This window comes from Streptomyces javensis, from assembly GCF_039525925.1.
Lineage (GTDB): Bacteria > Actinomycetota > Actinomycetes > Streptomycetales > Streptomycetaceae > Streptomyces > Streptomyces asiaticus.
Genome location: NZ_BAAAIF010000078.1, coordinates 1 through 16,752, shown reverse-complemented (window position 1 = coordinate 16,752; position 16,752 = coordinate 1). Strand labels below are relative to the sequence as shown.

Genomic DNA, 16,752 nt, shown 5'->3' with positions numbered 1-16,752 from the left:
GGACCGCGGCGCGCGTAACCCCGGTACAGTGACCGCGATCACAGGCCGCGATCACGGGCCTGATCAGCCGAAGGGCGAGGGGAGCGGTCGGTGACGGAGACGGAGACCAGGACGCGGACCGGAACCACGACGACGCGCACGGCCGTCCGGCTCGAGGCCGTCACCAAGGACTTCGGGGCGGTGCGCGCGGTGGACGCCGTCGATCTCACCGTCCGCGAGGGCGAGTTCTTCTCGCTGCTCGGGCCCTCCGGCTCGGGGAAGACGACGCTGCTGCGGCTGGTCGCGGGGTTCGAACAGCCCACCGCGGGGCGTATCGAACTCGCCGGACAGGACGTCACCGCGACGCCCCCCAACCGCCGTGACGCGCACACCGTCTTCCAGGACTACGCGCTCTTCCCGCACATGACCGTCGAGCAGAACGTCGCCTACGCCCTGACCGTGCGCGGCGTCCGCAAGGCCGAGCGGCTCGCCCGCGCCCGCGAGGCGCTGACCACCGTACGGCTGGACGGCTTCGCCGCCCGCCGCCCCGGCGAGCTCTCCGGCGGCCAGCGCCAGCGCGTCGCCCTCGCCCGCGCCCTCGTCGACCGGCCCGCCGTGCTGCTGCTCGACGAACCGCTCGGCGCGCTCGACCTGGCGCTGCGGCAGGAGATGCAGACCGAGCTCAAGGAGTTGCAGCGGACCACCGGCATCACCTTCCTCCTGGTCACCCACGACCAGGACGAGGCGCTGACCATGAGCGACCGCATCGCCGTGGTCCGCGACGGCCGCATCGAGCAGACCGGCCCGCCGGTCGAGGTGTACGAACGCCCCGCCACCGCCTTCGTCGCGGGCTTCGTCGGCACTACCAACCTGCTGCGCGGCGAGGCGGCGGTGCGTGTCGTGGGCCGCCCCGGCACGTACTCCATACGGCCCGAGCGGATCCTGCTCACCGAGCCCTTGGAAGCGCCCGGGGAACGGTCCGCTGAGCCGCCCGCCGAAGCCGCGGCGGCCGCTGACGGCCGACGGGCCGTCACGGGGCGCGTCACCGATATCGTGCACGCCGGGGCGCACACCCGCTTCACCATCGCGCTTCCGCACGGCGATCGGCTCACCGTGCTCCGCCAGAACCTCGACGGACTCCCCCAATCCGCCCGCCTGGACGGCGAGATCGGGCTGTCCTGGGACGAGAAGGACGCCTTCCCGGTACCGAGTTGACCTTGTCATTGCCGACGGCACCCTGGCGAGGGCCTGGCGCCCGCCCGATACTGGCCGGGCCTCAAGTGCCTAGTGGGACGAGGAGGACCGGATGCGGAAACGGAAGACGTCTGCGTGGAGGTCCGCGGCCGCGGTCTGCGTGCTGCTGCTGACCGCGGCCGGATGCGGCTCGGGCGGCGGTGACGACAAGGGCGGCCACGCACCCGACAAGCTCGGTAAGGGCGAAGGCAAGGTCAACATCATCGCCTGGGCCGGCTACGCCGAGGACGGCTCCAACGACCCCAAGGTGGACTGGGTTCACCCGTTCGAGAAGAAGACCGGCTGCCAGGTGAACACCAAGACGGCCGGCACCTCCGACGAGATGGTCTCGCTGATGAAGACCGGGCAGTACGACACGGTCTCCGCCTCAGGCGACGCCACCCTGCGCCTCATCGCCTCCGGCGACGCGGCCCCCGTCAACACCAAGCTGGTCCCCAACTACAAGGACATCTTCCCGGCCCTCAAACAGCAGCCGTTCAACTCCAAGGACGGCCGGATGTACGGCATTCCGCACGGCCGGGGCGCCAACCTCCTCATGTACCGCACCGACAAGGTGAAGCCCGCGCCCGACTCCTGGCGCGCCGTCTTCGACGACTCCGCGCGGTACGGGGGACACGTCACCGCCTACGACTCGCCCATCTACATCGCCGACGCCGCGCTCTATCTGATGCGCGCCAAGCCCTCGCTCGGCATCAAGAACCCCTACGCGCTCGACCAGAAGCAACTCGACGCGGCCGTGTCCCTGCTGAAGAAGCAGCACAAGGCGGTGGGGGAGTACTGGAGCGACTACCAGAAGGAGATCACCGCCTTCAAGGGCGGCGACAGCGTCATCGGCACCACCTGGCAGGTCATCGCCAACCTCACCAAGGCCGAGAAGGCCCCGGTCAAGGCGGTGCTCCCCAAGGAGGGTGCCACCGGCTGGTCCGACACCTGGATGGTGTCCGCCAAGGCCGAGCACCCCAACTGCACCTACAAGTGGCTCGACTGGATCGTCTCGCCCAAGGTCAACGCCCAGGTGGCGGAGTACTTCGGCGAGGCTCCGTCCAACCGTAAGGCGTGCGCCGAGACCTCCGACCCGAACCACTGCGCGATCTTCCACGCGGACGACGAGAAGTACTTCCAGCGCGTCCACTTCTGGACCACGCCCATCAAGGACTGCCTCGACGGCCGTAAGGACGCCACCTGCACCGACTACGCCCAGTGGACCCGGGCCTGGACGGAGGTCAAGGGCTGAGATGCCCGCCGCGCCCACCTCAGGCTCGCGGCTGCGCCTCACCGCGCTCCTCGCCCCGCCCCTGCTCTGGCTGACCCTGGCCTATCTGGGCTCGCTCGCGATCCTGCTGCTGTCGGCCTTCTGGGCCACCGACTCCTTCACCTCCGACGTCGTCCACACCTGGAACACCGACAACTTCCACGAGCTGCTGACCACCCCCGTCTACCGCACCATCGCCCTGCGCACCCTGTCCATCGCGGCCGCCGTCACCGTCATCGACGCGCTCCTCGCCCTGCCCATGGCGTTCTGCATGGCGCGGGTCGCGGGGCGGCGCTGGCGGCGGCCGCTGCTGGTCGCCGTGCTCACCCCGCTGTGGGCCGGCTACCTGGTCAAGGCGTACGCCTGGCGGGTCATGCTCGGCGAGGGCGGCGTCGTGGGTGCCGCCCTCGACCCGTTCGGGCTGCACGGGCCCGGCTACGGCACCACCGCCGTCGTCATCGTGCTCGCCTACCTCTGGCTGCCGTACATGATCCTTCCGGTGTACGCGGCCCTCGAACGGCTCCCCGAGCGGATGCTGGAGGCCTCGGCCGACCTCGGCGCCGGCGCCTGGCGGACCCTGCGCTCCGTCGTCCTGCCCGCCGTGCGCCCCGCCGTGCTCGCCGGATCCGTCTTCACCTTCTCGCTCAGCCTGGGCGACTACCTCACCGTGCAGATCGTCGGCGGCAAGACCCAGCTGCTGGGCAATGTGATCGCCTCACAGGTCACCCTGGATCTGCCGATGGCCGCCGCGCTCTCCGCCGTACCCGTGGTCCTCATCGTCTGCTACCTGGCCGCCGTACGCCGCGCGGGCGCCCTCGACTCGCTCTAGCCGCTCCAGCCGCCCCAGTTGCCTGAGTAATTGCCTTAGTCGCCCCAGGAGGTGGGCCCATGCGCCTCTCGCGCACCGCCCGAGTGGTCCTCGGCTGTGTCACCGCGGCCGGCCTCGCGATCGTCTACGTACCCCTGCTGCTGGTGCTGCTCAACTCCTTCAACGCCGACCGCTCCTTCGGCTGGCCGCCCAGCGGCCTCACCGGCCGCTGGTGGCGGGCGGCCCTGCACAGCGACGGCGCCCGCGAGGCCCTGCTCACCTCGCTCAAGGCCGGGCTCGCCGCCACCGCGATCGCCCTGGGCCTGGGCACCCTCGCCGCGTACGCCGTCCACCGGCACCGCTTCTTCGGGCGGCGGACCGTGTCCTTCCTGCTCGTCCTGCCGATCGCGCTGCCCGGCATCGTCAGCGGCATCGCCCTCAACGCCGCCTTCCGCACCGTCCTCGACCCGATCGGCATCGGCTTCGGCCTGTTCACGGTGGTCGTCGGGCACGCCACGTTCTGCGTCGTCATCGTCTTCAACAACATCGGCGCCCGGCTGCGCCGTATCGCACCCTCCCTGGCCGAGGCGTCCGCCGACCTCGGGGCGCGCTCCTGGCAGACCTTCCGGTACGTCACCTTCCCGGCCATGCGCTCGGCGCTCTTCGCGGGCGGGCTGCTCGCCTTCGCGCTCTCCTTCGACGAGATCGTCGTCACGACCTTCACCGCCGGGCCCGGCACCCGCACCCTGCCCATCTGGATCTACGAGAACCTGGCCCGCCCCCACCAGGCCCCCGTCGTCAACGTCGTCGCAGCGCTGCTCATCCTGGTGTCCGTGGTGCCCGTGTACATCGCCCAGCGGCTGTCCTCGGACACGGCGGGGGGACGGCTGTGAGGCCGCTCAGCCGGTCAGCGAGCGGCGCGAGACGGGGAAGTCGAAGTAGGTGTCCGGGAACAGCTCCGGCTTGAAGGTGTAGTGCCACCACTCCTCGGCCAGATTGACGAACCCGAGCTTCTCCAACGTGCCCTTGAGCAGCAGCCGGTTGGCCCGCTGCACCCCCTTGATCCGCGGGTCGAGGGTGTGCGAGCGCGTGTCGAAGCAGTCATAACCGGTGCCCATGTCCACGGAGTTGTCCGGGAAGCGGTCCTTCTTGGCCGCGTAGCACGGCACCAGCTTCTCGCCCGGCACATACGGGCGGGTGGGCGGCGCGGGCAGCCGAGCGATCGTCAGATCCACGGTGCTGCCCCGGCTGTGCCCCGACTTCTCGGCGATATAGCCGTCCTCGAACAGCCGCGTCTTGTCGACCTCCGGGTAGAACTCGCCCTTCATCCGCTGATCGCCCAGATCCTTGGCCCACTCCACGAAGTCGTTCACCGCGCGCTGCGGCCGATAGCAGTCGTACACCTTCAAGGTGTAGCCGCGCCGGAGCAGTTGGCGCTGCGCCCGACGCAGCGCCTCGGCGGCCGGGCGGGTCAGGATGCACATCGGCCGGCGGTATCCGTCCACCGGATCGCCGGTGAAGTTGTGCGGCGTGAAGTAGCGGATCTCCTGGCGAATCGTCGGATCGACGTCCTGGAGGGCCACGAACTCCTTCGGGGCCTTGGGCTCCGCCTTCGCCTGCGCCGGGGTGTACGGCGCGACGGCCAGCAGAGCGGCAACGGGCAGAGCGAGCGCACGCAGTGCGACGGCGAGTCTTGGCATGCCCATCACTTATCCCAGCCGGGGAAGCGAAAACAAGCCCGCGTCCGCGAGCCCGCGTCCGCGGATATCCCTGGGAGCCGTCGCGCCGGGGCCGCCGCGCGGCGGCCCGCCCGATCGCCGCCCGGGGCGGCGCACTGGGCAGGCCGCGTCGCGGTCAGCTCGCTCGGGGGCCGCGGCGGTCCTCGGAGGGCGGGGCCTCGCCCCGTACGCGTACCGGGTAGCCCACCTCGCCGCCACCCTCGCGCTCGATCGTCACCTCGCCGTCCCGCAGCCGGGTGGTGAAGCGCAGCAGTTCCGGCTTCTCCCAGCCGTCGCCGGTGTCCACGGCCAGCGAGCCCGCGCCCGCGCCCTTGCGGCCCGCGCACGGGGTCCACACCTCCAGTTCCACCCCGCCGCCGGGCGCCGCCACCGGCACCACCGAACCGGCCCGCGCCAGCACCGGAATGCCCGACAGGGGAGCGTCCAGCACCACCTGGCCGGGCCCGTGGTACGCCCGGCCGGTCACCGTGTCGTACCAGCGGCCGCGCGGCAGCCGGACCGGGCGGCGCCGGGCGCCCTCCTCCAGCACCGGCGCCACCAGCAGCGCGTCCCCCAGAAGAAAGGCGTCCTCGCAGTCGCGCAGCGCCCGGTCCTTGGGCGTCCGCCACCAGACGGGCCGCACATACGGGGCGCCGGTGCGCGCGGCCAGCTGCGCCAGCGTGGTGAAGTACGGCAGCAGCCGCTGCCGTTCACGCAGCGCCGCCGCCGCGTGCTCCAGCACCCGCGCCCCGAACTCCCACGGCTCCCGCCGCCCCGCCGAGATCGCCGAATGGGTGCGGAACAGCGGCAGATACGCGCCCAGCTGGAACCACCGCAGATACAGCTCCGGCGAGGGAGAGCCGGTGAAGCCACCGATGTCGGGCCCCGAATACGGCACCCCGGACAGGCCCAGCCCGATCACCAGCGACAGCGAGGCCCGCAGCCCCGCCCAGCCCGTGGCCACGTCACCGGACCAGCTGCCCCCGTACCGCTGGAGCCCCGCCCACCCCGAGCGCGAGAAGAGAAACGGCCGCTCGTCGGGGCGCAGCTCGCACAGCCCCTCGTAGCCGGCCCGCGCCATCGCCAGCCCGTAGACGTTGTGCGCCTCCCGGTGGTCGCCGCCCCGGCCCTCCAGGGCGTGCCGGGCCGAGCGCGGCAGCGTGGTCTCGCCGAAGGCGGCGAACGACACCGGTTCGTTCATGTCGTGCCACACCCCGGAGAAGCCCTGCGCCAGCCGCTCCGCGTACAGCCCGCCCCACCACTTGCGCACCCGCGGATCGGTGAAGTCGGGGAACACCGACTCGCCCGCCCACACCACGCCGCGCACCTCACGCCCCCGGGCGTCGCGCACGAAGACGTCGTCCGCCGCCCCGCTCTCGTACACCGCGTTGCCCGGCTCCGCCTTCACCGCCGGGTCGACGATCGACACCAGCCGCACCCCGTCCTCGAGCAGCTCGGCGGCGAGCCCCGGCAGATCGGGGAAGCGCGCGCCGTCCACCGTGAACACCCGGTGGCCGATGAGGTGGTCGATGTCCAGGTGCAGCGCGGACAGCGGCAGATCCCGCTCCCGGTAGCCCGCCACCACCCGCCGGACCTCCTCCGCGTCGCGGAATCCCCAGCGCGCGTGGTGGTGGCCGAGCGCCCACCTCGGCGGCACCGCCGGGGCGCCGGTCAGCGCCGTCCAGCCGTGCAGCACCCGCGCCGGGGTGGTGCCCACGATCACCCAGTAGCGCAGCGGGCCGCCCTCCATCCGCGTACGGCAGCAGCCGGGCCGGTCATGGCCGGAGCCCGCGCCCTCCTCGCCCTCCCGCAGGGTGACCGTGCCGTCCCAGGAGTTGTCGTGGAACACCAGGTGGGTGCCCGCGTCGGCCACCACCAGCTGCACCGGCATGGTCAGATACAGCGGATCGTCCCCCGGCTCGAAGCTGCCGCCGGGATCGGTGTTCCACAGCCGGTACACCCCGTCCCGCAGCCGGGGCCCGGAGGCCCGTCCGCCGAGCCCGAAGAAGCGCGCGTCCGCGGCCACTTCGGACAGCTGGAGCCAGCGTGCGCCCTCCCCGACCAGCCCCGGCCCGAGCCCGGCATCAGCGGGCCGGGGCCCCGCACCCGGCTCAGCGGATCCCGGTTCCGAGGCTCCCGGCCCTGAGGCCCCTGGTTCCGAGGCTCCCGCCCCCGCCCCCGGCTCCGCGAGCCGTGGCTCGGCGGATCCGACCCCCAGCCCCGGCTCCGCGAGCCCCACCCCCGGCCCTGACCCCGCTCCCGCGCTCGGCCCCGCCGGCCCCCGCGCCCCGGCAGGCTCCCACCACCGCGGCGGCAGATCCCGCCGCAGCACGACCCCGCCCGGGGTACGCACCTCCACCGTGCCGGTCCGCCCCACCGTCACCGTGACCCGCTCCGACACCACCCGCCAGCCGCCACCGGTGTCCGGCTCCAGTTCGGCCCGCTCGTCCGCCTCCGGACAGGGCCCGTCCAGCGCGTACGACGGCTCCGGCTCGGCCCCGTCCCAGCCGCAGAACACCGCGCCGCCCGTGGTCACCCGCACCCGCAGCGAGGACCGCGCGAACCGCACCACCCCGCCCCCCGGCTCCGGATCGGCCCCCTGCACCGCACCCGGCACCCGGGCCAGCTCGGCGCCCCGGCGGGGCAGCGCGGCCGCGTCGGAACGCCGACGCCGCCACGCCGAGCGCAGTGACCGCAGCCCCTGCGCGGTGCAGAGCACCCTCACCGACCGCACCAGCTTCTCCGACCGCACCAGGTCACGCGCATCCATACTGATCAGCCTGCCATTGCCGACGCCCGGCAGAGACATGGTTCAACTGCCGTTCACCTGTGGTCCTCGCACATGATCCCGCCCTGTGATGTGGAGTGGCGCCCCTGGTGCGGGAGTCGATCACATGGCATCGTCACGACCGGACGCATACGAGGCGGATGTGCCACCCACGGACACATCCGACGCGGACAGCCCGGGAGCCGACACCCATGACCACCGCAGCCCACTCCGACCACCGGCCGCACCCCCTGTGGCAGCCCGGCGCGGACCGGATCGCCCGGTCCCGGCTGACCGCCTTCCACGCCTGGGCGGCCGAGCGGCACGGTGCCCCCGCGCCCGTCCCGGACGACCCCACCGCGAGCTACGCCGCGCTGCACCGGTGGTCGGTGGCGGAGCTGGAGACCTTCTGGGGGGCGGTCGCCGAGTGGTTCGAGGTGCGCTTCGCCTCCCCGTACCAGCGGGTGCTCGCCGATGCCACCATGCCCGGCGCCCACTGGTTCCCCGGCGCCACCCTCAACTACGCCGAGCACGCCCTGCGCGCCGCCGAGGACCCCGCCCGCGCCGACGACCCCGCGCTGCTCCACGTCGACGAGGTCCAGGACCCGCGCCCGGTCAGCTGGGCCGAGCTGCGCGGCCAGGTCGGCGCGGTCGCCGCCGAGCTGCGCCGCCTCGGCGTCCGCCCGGGCGACCGGGTCAGCGGCTACGTCCCCAACATCCCCCAGGCCACCGTGGCTCTCCTGGCCGCTGCCGCCGTCGGCGCCGTGTGGACCTCCTGCGCCCCCGACTTCGGCGCCCGCAGCGTCCTGGACCGCTTCCAGCAGGTCGAACCGGTGGTGCTCTTCACCGTCGACGGCTACCGCTACGGCGGAAAGACCCACGACCGCACCGCCACCGTGGCCGAGCTGCGCGCCGAGCTGCCCAGCCTGCGCGCCGTCGTCCACATCCCGCTGCTGGGCACCCCCGCCCCCGAGTCCACGCTGGTGTGGGACGACATCGTCCGCGAACCGGCGGAACCGGTCTTCGAACAGCTCCCCTTCGACCACCCGCTGTGGGTGCTCTACTCCTCCGGCACCACCGGCCTGCCCAAGGCGATCGTCCAGTCCCAGGGCGGCATCCTGCTCGAACACCTCAAGCAGCTCGGTCTCCACTGCGACATCGGCCCCGACGACCGCTTCTTCTGGTACACCTCCACCGGCTGGATGATGTGGAACTTCCTGGTGTCCGGCCTGCTGGTGGGCGCCACCGTCGTCCTCTACGACGGCAGCCCCGGCTACCCGGACACCGCCGCCCAGTGGCGCGTCGCCGAACGCACCGGCACCACGCTCTACGGCACCTCCGCCGCGTACGTCATGGCCTGCCGCAAGGCCGACGTCCACCCGGGCCGCGACTTCGACCTCTCCACCGTGAAATGCGTGGCCACCACCGGCTCGCCCCTGCCGCCGGACGGCTTCCGGTGGATCCACGACGAGGTGGCCGAGGACATGTGGATCGCCTCCGTCAGCGGCGGCACCGACGTGTGCAGCTGCTTCGCGGGCGCCGTGCCCACCCTCCCCGTCTACATCGGCGAGCTCCAGGCCCCCGGCCTCGGCACCGACCTCCAGGCGTGGGACCCGCGGGGCGAACCGGTGGTCGACGAGGTCGGCGAGCTGATCGTGGCCCGCCCCATGCCGTCGATGCCCGTCCGCTTCTGGAACGACCCCGACGGCCTCCGCTACCGCGACAGCTACTTCGAGATGTTCCCCGGCGCCTGGCGCCACGGCGACTGGATCACCCTGACCTCCCGAGGCACCGTGATCATCCACGGCCGCTCCGACTCCACCCTCAACCGCCAGGGCGTCCGCATGGGCTCCGCCGACATCTACGAGGCGGTCGAACGCCTCCCCGAGATCCGCGAATCCCTCGTCATCGGCGTCGAACAACCCGACGGCGGCTACTGGATGCCCCTCTTCGTCCACCTGGCCCCCGGCGCCACCCTGAACGAGGAACTCCTGACCCGCATCAAAACCACCATCCGCACCCAACTCTCCCCCCGCCACGTCCCCGACGAGGTCATCGAGGTCCCCGGCGTCCCCCACACCCTCACCGGAAAACGCATCGAGGTCCCGGTCAAGCGCCTCCTCCAGGGCACGTCCTTGGACAAGGCGGTGAACCCGGGGTCGGTGGATGATGTGGAACTGCTGCGGTACTACGAGCGCTTGGCCCGGGAGAGGGGCGGGGCGGGGGCGTAGCCTTCAGCCGCACGGGCGTACTTCCCAGCTTCTCCGACGTGCTTCCCAGCCCCTCCGGCGTTCGACGAGCGGGGCCGAGGGGTTGAGCCTTGCTCGGGCCGAGGGAGTGGATCGGCCCATATTCCAGCCCCTCCGGCGTTTGAGGAGCGGGGTCCAGGGGCGGAGCCCCGGCGGGGCCCGGGGCGGAGCCCCGGTTTCGGGAAGGGGCGGGGTGGGGGAACAACCCCGCCTACCCCCCATACGTCGCCTGCGCCTCCCCCAACACCCCCGCCAAATCCCCCGCCAACACCCCCGCGTCCACCTCCCCCAACCCCGCCGTCGTAATCCGCACCCCCGCCCCCGCCGCCAGCCGAAACCTCGCACCGGCCGCCACCCACCACCCCCGCGTCCGCAACCCGTTGACCACCGCCGCCTCGTCCCGCACCGGCACCCACACATTCATTCCGCTCGCCCCGTGCGCTGCGATCCCCCGGGCCGACAGCGCCGCCAGCAGGGCCTCACGCCGCCGGGCGTAGGCGGACCGCGCCGCGGCCACCAGACCCTGGGTCTCCGGGTCGGTCATCAGCCGGGCGACCGTCTCCTGGAGCACATGGCTGACCCAGCCCGATGTCAGCAGCATGCGGCCGTCATGGCGCGCCAGCGTCGTACGGTCGCAGGCGAGCGCGCCCCACCGCAGATCGGTCCCCAGGTGCTTGGAGACAGTACGCACCTGCGCCCACCGCGCCGGACGACCCGAGCCCCCCAAGCCACCGGCCGTACCACCACCCCCCGCCGTGAGGCTGTACAACGGCACCCCCGCGACATCCGCCGCATGATCGTCCTCGATCACCAGCACCTCACCCGCCGCCTCACCCAAAACCTTCAGCAGCGCATCCCGCCGCCCCGCCGAGAACCAGCCGCCGTAAGGGTTCTGCCCACGCGGGCTACAGATCAGCGCACGCGCCCCCGCCCGCAGCGCAGCCCGCAGCGCGTCCGGCCGGATCCCCTCGTCGTCCACGGCCACCGGCACGCTCCGCAGCCCCAGCGCCGGGACGAGGTCCAGCAGATGGTGGTAGCCGGGGTCCTCCATCGCCACGGCGTCACCGGGCCTGAGCTCGACGGACAGCAGCCGGGCCACGCAGTCGAGCGCGCCATGGGCGAAGGTCAGGTGCTCGGTCGGTACGCCGTCGCGCTCGTACCAGGCGCGGGTCAGCTCCTCCAGACCGGCCAGCCGGGGCTGGGCGCGGTGCGACCGCACTCCGGGGGAGAGCCGGGCGGTCGGCAGCAGAGCGGGCAGGAAGGCCGGATCGGGATGACCGCCCGCCAGATCGCGCACCCCGTCCGGCACCGGCGGCGGGCGACGCGAGGCGACGGCGGGTGTCGGGGCGACCACCGTGCCGCCCCGCCCCTGGGTCACCACGATCCCGCGCCGCCGCAGCTCCTTGTAGGCGGTCGCGACGGTGCCGGGGCTGACGCCCAGCCGCTCGGCCAACCGCCGCACCGGGGGCAGCGCGGTACCGGGCGCCAACGCCCCCTCCACCACGCCCTGTTCGACGGACGCGGCAATCCCCTTGGCCGACGCACCGGTGATCTCATATTGTGTCGCCACAGAAGTAACTCTGTATCAATACAAAAGAGAATGTCAAGGGGGACCAGGGTGGGCAAGCCAACGCGCCGCACCGCGCTCAACGACCGCATCCCCGGCGGCCGGGACGGCCGACGCATGCTGATCGTCACCTTCGTCGACCGGATCGGCTCGGGTCTGTGGGGCGCGACCGCGACGCTCTACTTCACCTTCGCCGCCGGGCTCAGCACCGCCGAGATCGGCGTACTGCTCTCCGTATCCGGAGCGATCGGCATCGCGGGGCCGCCCCTCGGCGGCCTCCTCGCCGACCACGTCAGACTGCGCCCGCTCCTCATCACCGTCCAACTGGTGCGCGCCGCCGCCTCATTGGCCCTCCTCACCACCACCGACCTCCGGCTCCTGCTCGCCATCGCCTCGGTGGGCAGCCTCGGCGACCGCGCGGCCTCCGTACTGACCAAGCTGTACGCGACCCGGGTCGCGGGCCCCGAACGCGTCCGCTACCAGGCCATCAGCCGCACCGCCATGAACGTCGGCTGGGCCGTCGGCGGCCTCGCGGCGGCCGCGGCACTCACCGGCGGCACGGTCACCGTCTACCGCTGGCTGCTGATCGGCGACGCGCTCTCCTTCGTCGCCTCCGCACTGTTCACCCTCGGCTGCGCCGAACCGCCCTCGGCCTCCCGTATCGCGGCCACATCCGCATCCGCGGAACCCGGCCGATCAGCCCCCGCGGAACCCGGTGAATCCGCTCCCTCCGAGTCCGCACCCGCCCCCGCGGAATCCGCGTCCGCGCCCCGGAGGACCACCGCCCCCAACCCCTGGCGCGACCGCCGCTATCTCGCCTACACCGCCAGCGAGGCCGTCCTCTTCCTCGACGACTCCGTCTTCAAGGTCGGCCTGCCGCTGTGGGCCGTGACGGCCACCAGCACACCGCACCAACTCGTCCCCCTACTGCTCGTCCTCAACAACCTGCTCGTGGTGCTCTTCCAGGTCCCGTTCGCCCGCTTCGGCGCCACCCCGCACACCGCACGCACCTCGCTGTGGCCGCTGGCCGCCGCCTTCCTCGCCGGCGGGGCCGCGCTGGCCGCCTCGGCCGTCGGCGCGCCCTGGTTCGCGGCCACCACACTGGTGCTGGCGGCCACCGCCTTCACCGTCGCGGAGATGCTGCACGCCACGATCTCCTGGGAGCTGTCCGTGGTCCTCGCCCCGTCCACCGCACAGGGCGCCTACCTCGGCGTGCACGGCCTGGCCCAGGCCGTCCAGCGTAGTGTGGGTCCGCTCGCGGTGACGGCGGCGATCGCGGCGGGCCCCCTCGGCTGGCTCGGCCTCGGCGCCGGGCTCGCCGCGATGTGCGGCGCCCAGCGCCACCTGGTACGGGACCGTGGTGACGGAGCGTTGTCAGTGGCCCCGGTTACGGTGAGTGAGCACTGAACATCCGCGCTGAGGGGGAGTCATGGCGCACACCGGACGCAGAAGCCACCGGAACCGGAACAGCCCGGGGGGCCACAGGAAGCCGAAGACACAGAAGCCGAGGACACAGAAGCCGACGACGCGGCAGCGTACGAGGAGCAGGCAGACCACCCGGCGCGCCCTCCGCAGAGAGGTGCCGAGCACCGTGGCCCTGCTCGCCGACGAGCGGGACTTCGCGGCCATGCGGCACTACGCGTCATTCGCGTTCGACGACCACGGAGCGTATCTACGGGAGATGGAGGGGCTGCTGAAGGCGCTCGCCGCCAAGGGCGTCCACACCACCGTCGCCCTCTTCGACCCCGTCGCCTACGAGGAGTTCTGCGCGGACACCCGGCTCGACCCGGACACCGCCGCGAGCCGCACGCGCTATACGGCGGAGCTGGCCGCCGGGGGCGGCACCGTCACCTACGAGGGCCAGCCGATCGCCCGCCTGGTGCCACGGCTCATCGGCGTGGCCGAGGAGCAGGCCACCTGGGAGTACGCCACGGCGCTGCTCTCCCGCGCCGGCCACGACGGGGAGTGCCGCGACGACACCACCGCCCGTGCCGCGTTCGACCGCGCCGGGGCCGCGCTGCGCGCCGTCGTCGAGGCGGTCGGGCCGGGCGTCCACCATCTGGTCTGTAGCGTCCCGGCGGACGAAACCTCACTGGTCGCCGTGGTCCACGCCGACGCCCGGGAAGCGGGCCCGCCGAAGCTGGCCGAGCCCTCGGGGCTGGTCTTCCGTACCGTCCTGGCCTGTGGTTTCGCCCTGCGTAGCCCCGGCGGCCTGGTGCTGCGCACCATCGTGGCGGATTCCCCGGAGACGGTCCGCGGCTGGGCGCTCCAGGACGGCTGGCTGCGCCCGCTGAGCGAGGCGGAGGTGTTCACCGCGTACTGCACCGACGCCGAGACCGGTGAACCCATCCCTCCGGAGCACGGCGTCGAATACCGGGCGGGCATCCCGCTCAGCCGCCCGGAATGACCGAAGGCGTCCCGCCACGCGGCGGGACGCCTTCATCAACAGCTCAGAACCCAAAGCTCACATTTCAGCACCCGAGGCTCAAGGCTGACGGCTCACCGGCTCATTCGCCGGACAGCACCGCCTGCGCCGCCCGGCGGGCATCCTCCGCGGTGTCCGCCGCGCGCGCCGCGGAGGCGGCCCGCTCGCACTGCGCCAGCGTGTGCTTGGCCAGCGTCGCGCGCACATACGGAATGGAGGCCGCACCCATGGAGAGGCTGGTGACACCCAGACCGGCCAGCACACACGCCAGCAGCGGATCGGAGGCGGCCTCACCGCAGACACCACAGCTCTTGCCCTCGGCCTGCGCGGCCTCCGCCGACGCCGCCACCAGGTCGAGCAGCGCGGGCTGCCACGGGTCCTGGAGCCGCGACACCGCACCGACCTGACGGTCGGCCGCGAAGGTGTACTGCGCCAGGTCGTTGGTGCCCAGCGAGAGGAACTCGACCTCCTGGAGGATCGAGCGAGCCCGCAGCGCGGCGGACGGAATCTCCACCATCGCGCCGAACTTGGCCCGCAGCCCCGCCTCGCGGCACGCGTCCGCGAACGCCTTGGCGTCCAGCCGGTCGGCCACCATCGGGGCCATCACCTCGAGGTAGACCGGCAGCCCCTCCGACGCCTTGGCCAGCGCCGTGAGCTGCGTCCGCAGCACCTCGGGGTGGTCCAGCAGGGTGCGCAGACCGCGCACGCCCAGCGCCGGGTTGGGCTCATCGGCCGGGGTGAGGAAGTCCAGCGGCTTGTCCGCGCCCGCGTCCAGGACCCGCACCACCACCCGGCCCTCGGGGAACGCCTCCAGCACCTGCCGGTACGCCGTGACCTGCTTCTCCTCCGACGGCGCCTGAGTGCTGTCGTCGAGGAAGAGGAACTCCGTGCGGAACAGCCCCACACCCTCGGCGCCCGCCTCGACCGCCGCCGGCACATCGGCCGGTCCGCCGACGTTCGCCAGCAGCGGCACCTTGTGCCCGTCCGACGTCGCACCCGGACCGGAGGAGGCGGCCAGCGCGGCCCGGCGCTCCTCGGCGGCGCGCGTCAGCTCGGCCCGCTTCTCCTCGCTCGGGGACACGAAGATCTCGCCCGTGCTGCCGTCGACGGCGATCAGGGTTCCCTCGACCAGATCTCCGGCACCGGGCAGCGCGACCACGGCCGGTACCCCCAGGGCACGGGCGAGGATCGCGCTGTGGCTCGTCGGCCCGCCCTCCTCGGTCACGAACCCCAGCACCAGCGTCGGGTCGAGCAGCGCGGTGTCGGCCGGGGCGAGGTCCCGGGCGATCAGCACATACGGCTCATCGCTGTCCGGCACACCCGGCATCGGCACACCCAGCAGCCGGGCCACAATCCGGTTCCGGACGTCGTCGAGGTCGGCCACCCGGCCCGCCAGATAGTCACCGGCCCCCGCCAGCAGCGCCCGGTAGGCGGCGAAGGCGTCGTACACCGCGCGCTCGGCGGTGCTGCCCACGGTGATGCGCCGCTCGACATCGGCCATCAGCTCCGGGTCCTGCGCCATCATGGCCTGCGCCTCGAGCACGGCCTGGGCCTCGCCGCCCGCCAGATTGCCGCGCGCGACCAGATCGGCCGCCACGGCCTCCACCGCCTGGCGCGCCCGCCCCTGCTCACGCGGCGCCTCATCGGCCGGAATCTGCTTCGCCGGCGGCTCCAGGACCGCCGTCCCCATATGGCGCACCTCGCCGATGGCCACCCCGTGGCTCACGCCGACGCCTCGCAGCGTTGTCTCCATGTCACCCGTCCCCGGTCGATACGGCGGAACCCCGCCATGGTGGATGTCGTACCCGCGGTGCGCCGCCCGGCCCGGTCCCCATCGTCCGCCGGGCGCACGCCCGGCTCACCAGTTGAAGAGTGTGTCGCCCGTCTTCACATCGACGTCCTCCTTGACGTCGGACAGGGCATCGGCCGTGGCCTCGAGCGCCACGATCGGGCAGATCGGCGACTTGCCCGCGGCCACGGCGGTGGCCGGGTCCCAGCGCACGATCGCGTCACCGCGCTTGACGGTGTCCCCCTTGTTGATGAGGACCTCGAAGCCCTCACCGTTCAGCTGCACGGTGTCGATGCCGAGGTGGGTGAGCACACCGTGCCCCTCCCCGTCCACGACGACGAACGCGTGAGGGTGCAGGGAGACGACGATGCCGTCGACCGGGGCCACGGCCACGAAGGGCTCGAGTACTGGGTCGATCGCCGTGCCCGGACCGACCATGGCGCCGGAGAACACCGGATCGGGCACCGCTTCGAGTCCGATCACGCGGCCGGCGACCGGTGAGGTCACGCTGGTCATGGGAGCCTCCCGGGAGGTGAAGATTCATCACGCGCCGTCACCACCTGTCCCGGACAGCGCACTGCCCAGAAGAGTAAGTCATAGGAACTACGGATTCCGCACACGTGGCGCAGGCAGGAGGGGGTGCCCGGGCCGGGAATCGATTTGCCACGGCCGCGCGGGGCGCTGTACTGTCGTATCCCTGCCCACCGGATGAAGCACTGCGGACATCTGCGTGCACATCAAGGTTCAGGGCGGCGCCATCAGCTACTTGATCCAAATCTCGGGTCCGCTTTCGCATGCCTTGCGAGAGACACGGGTACGGAGAGCCGGAAATAGTCTGATAGCGTGTGAAACACCGAAGGGAAGCGCCCGGAGAAACCGGTGAAACGGTTTCGAAGGAAGCGTCCGTTCCTTGAGAACTCAACAGCGTGCCAAAAGTCAACGCC

General features: G+C 72.5%; 12 protein-coding genes. 7 read left to right on the top strand and 5 right to left on the bottom strand.

Going from position 1 to position 16,752, the window contains the following annotated elements; all coding sequences use genetic code 11:
- Positions 1-90: 90 nt before the first annotated feature.
- From ABD329_RS40820 to ABD329_RS40805, 4 genes are all read left to right on the top strand, one after another.
- Positions 91-1,194, top strand: a complete 1,104-nt coding sequence (locus ABD329_RS40820; protein ID WP_198275400.1) for an ABC transporter ATP-binding protein — start codon at positions 91-93, stop codon at positions 1,192-1,194.
- Between the two features lie 91 nt (positions 1,195-1,285).
- A complete protein-coding gene (locus tag ABD329_RS40815) occupies positions 1,286-2,467 on the top strand; it encodes an ABC transporter substrate-binding protein (protein ID WP_198275399.1) in 1,182 nt (393 codons plus the stop codon).
- Between the two features lies 1 nt (position 2,468).
- Positions 2,469-3,314 (top strand): ABC transporter permease, encoded by an 846-nt coding sequence (locus tag ABD329_RS40810; RefSeq protein WP_198275398.1) that lies wholly within the window; start codon positions 2,469-2,471, stop codon positions 3,312-3,314.
- A 59-nt stretch (positions 3,315-3,373) separates the two neighbouring features.
- Positions 3,374-4,186 (top strand): ABC transporter permease, encoded by an 813-nt coding sequence (locus ABD329_RS40805; protein WP_198275397.1) that lies wholly within the window; start codon positions 3,374-3,376, stop codon positions 4,184-4,186.
- A 6-nt stretch (positions 4,187-4,192) separates the two neighbouring features.
- Here ABD329_RS40805 and ABD329_RS40800 read toward each other — a convergent pair whose 3' ends face one another.
- Positions 4,193-4,993, bottom strand: a complete 801-nt coding sequence (locus tag ABD329_RS40800) for a M15 family metallopeptidase (RefSeq protein ID WP_198275396.1) — start codon at positions 4,991-4,993, stop codon at positions 4,193-4,195.
- A 154-nt stretch (positions 4,994-5,147) separates the two neighbouring features.
- Positions 5,148-7,781: a TIM-barrel domain-containing protein gene (locus tag ABD329_RS40795; RefSeq protein WP_344317736.1), complete on the bottom strand. Its 2,634-nt coding sequence runs from the start codon at positions 7,779-7,781 to the stop codon at positions 5,148-5,150.
- Positions 7,782-7,990: 209 nt separating this feature from the next.
- Between ABD329_RS40795 and ABD329_RS40790 the strand changes: the two genes are divergently transcribed.
- The gene (locus ABD329_RS40790) at positions 7,991-10,009 is read left to right on the top strand and encodes an acetoacetate--CoA ligase (RefSeq protein ID WP_198280520.1); all 2,019 of its coding nucleotides are present in this window, start codon (positions 7,991-7,993) and stop codon (positions 10,007-10,009) included.
- A 229-nt stretch (positions 10,010-10,238) separates the two neighbouring features.
- Here ABD329_RS40790 and ABD329_RS40785 read toward each other — a convergent pair whose 3' ends face one another.
- On the bottom strand, positions 10,239-11,597 hold the full coding sequence (locus ABD329_RS40785; RefSeq protein ID WP_344317734.1) for an aminotransferase class I/II-fold pyridoxal phosphate-dependent enzyme: 1,359 nt from the start codon (positions 11,595-11,597) through the stop codon (positions 10,239-10,241).
- A gap of 48 nt (positions 11,598-11,645) precedes the next feature.
- Here ABD329_RS40785 and ABD329_RS40780 point away from each other — a divergent pair, with 48 nt between their 5' ends.
- Positions 11,646-13,001 (top strand): MFS transporter, encoded by a 1,356-nt coding sequence (locus ABD329_RS40780; RefSeq protein ID WP_344317733.1) that lies wholly within the window; start codon positions 11,646-11,648, stop codon positions 12,999-13,001.
- A gap of 22 nt (positions 13,002-13,023) precedes the next feature.
- On the top strand, positions 13,024-14,001 hold the full coding sequence (locus ABD329_RS40775) for a hypothetical protein (protein ID WP_198281567.1): 978 nt from the start codon (positions 13,024-13,026) through the stop codon (positions 13,999-14,001).
- Positions 14,002-14,101: 100 nt separating this feature from the next.
- On the opposite strand, the gene ptsP is transcribed toward ABD329_RS40775, so the two are convergent.
- Together ptsP and ABD329_RS40765 are read right to left on the bottom strand one after the other, a co-directional pair.
- The gene (ptsP, locus tag ABD329_RS40770) at positions 14,102-15,772 is read right to left on the bottom strand and encodes a phosphoenolpyruvate--protein phosphotransferase (RefSeq protein ID WP_198281568.1); all 1,671 of its coding nucleotides are present in this window, start codon (positions 15,770-15,772) and stop codon (positions 14,102-14,104) included.
- Positions 15,773-15,877: 105 nt separating this feature from the next.
- Positions 15,878-16,324 (bottom strand): PTS sugar transporter subunit IIA, encoded by a 447-nt coding sequence (locus ABD329_RS40765; RefSeq protein ID WP_044579320.1) that lies wholly within the window; start codon positions 16,322-16,324, stop codon positions 15,878-15,880.
- Between the last annotated feature and the right edge of the window lie 428 nt (positions 16,325-16,752).

Bases quoted from the DNA above. Each gene is read 5' to 3' on its own strand.
- ptsP (WP_198281568.1), bottom strand. From the start codon at position 15,772: ATGGAGACAACGCTGCGAGGCGTCGGCGTGAGCCACGGGGTGGCCATC.
- ABD329_RS40815 (WP_198275399.1), top strand. From the start codon at position 1,286: ATGCGGAAACGGAAGACGTCTGCGTGGAGGTCCGCGGCCGCGGTCTGC.
- ABD329_RS40805 (WP_198275397.1), top strand. From the start codon at position 3,374: ATGCGCCTCTCGCGCACCGCCCGAGTGGTCCTCGGCTGTGTCACCGCG.
- ABD329_RS40790 (WP_198280520.1), top strand. From the start codon at position 7,991: ATGACCACCGCAGCCCACTCCGACCACCGGCCGCACCCCCTGTGGCAG.
- ABD329_RS40775 (WP_198281567.1), top strand. From the start codon at position 13,024: ATGGCGCACACCGGACGCAGAAGCCACCGGAACCGGAACAGCCCGGGG.
- ABD329_RS40810 (WP_198275398.1), top strand. From the start codon at position 2,469: ATGCCCGCCGCGCCCACCTCAGGCTCGCGGCTGCGCCTCACCGCGCTC.
- ABD329_RS40800 (WP_198275396.1), bottom strand. From the start codon at position 4,993: ATGCCAAGACTCGCCGTCGCACTGCGTGCGCTCGCTCTGCCCGTTGCC.
- ABD329_RS40765 (WP_044579320.1), bottom strand. From the start codon at position 16,324: ATGACCAGCGTGACCTCACCGGTCGCCGGCCGCGTGATCGGACTCGAA.
- ABD329_RS40795 (WP_344317736.1), bottom strand. From the start codon at position 7,781: ATGGATGCGCGTGACCTGGTGCGGTCGGAGAAGCTGGTGCGGTCGGTG.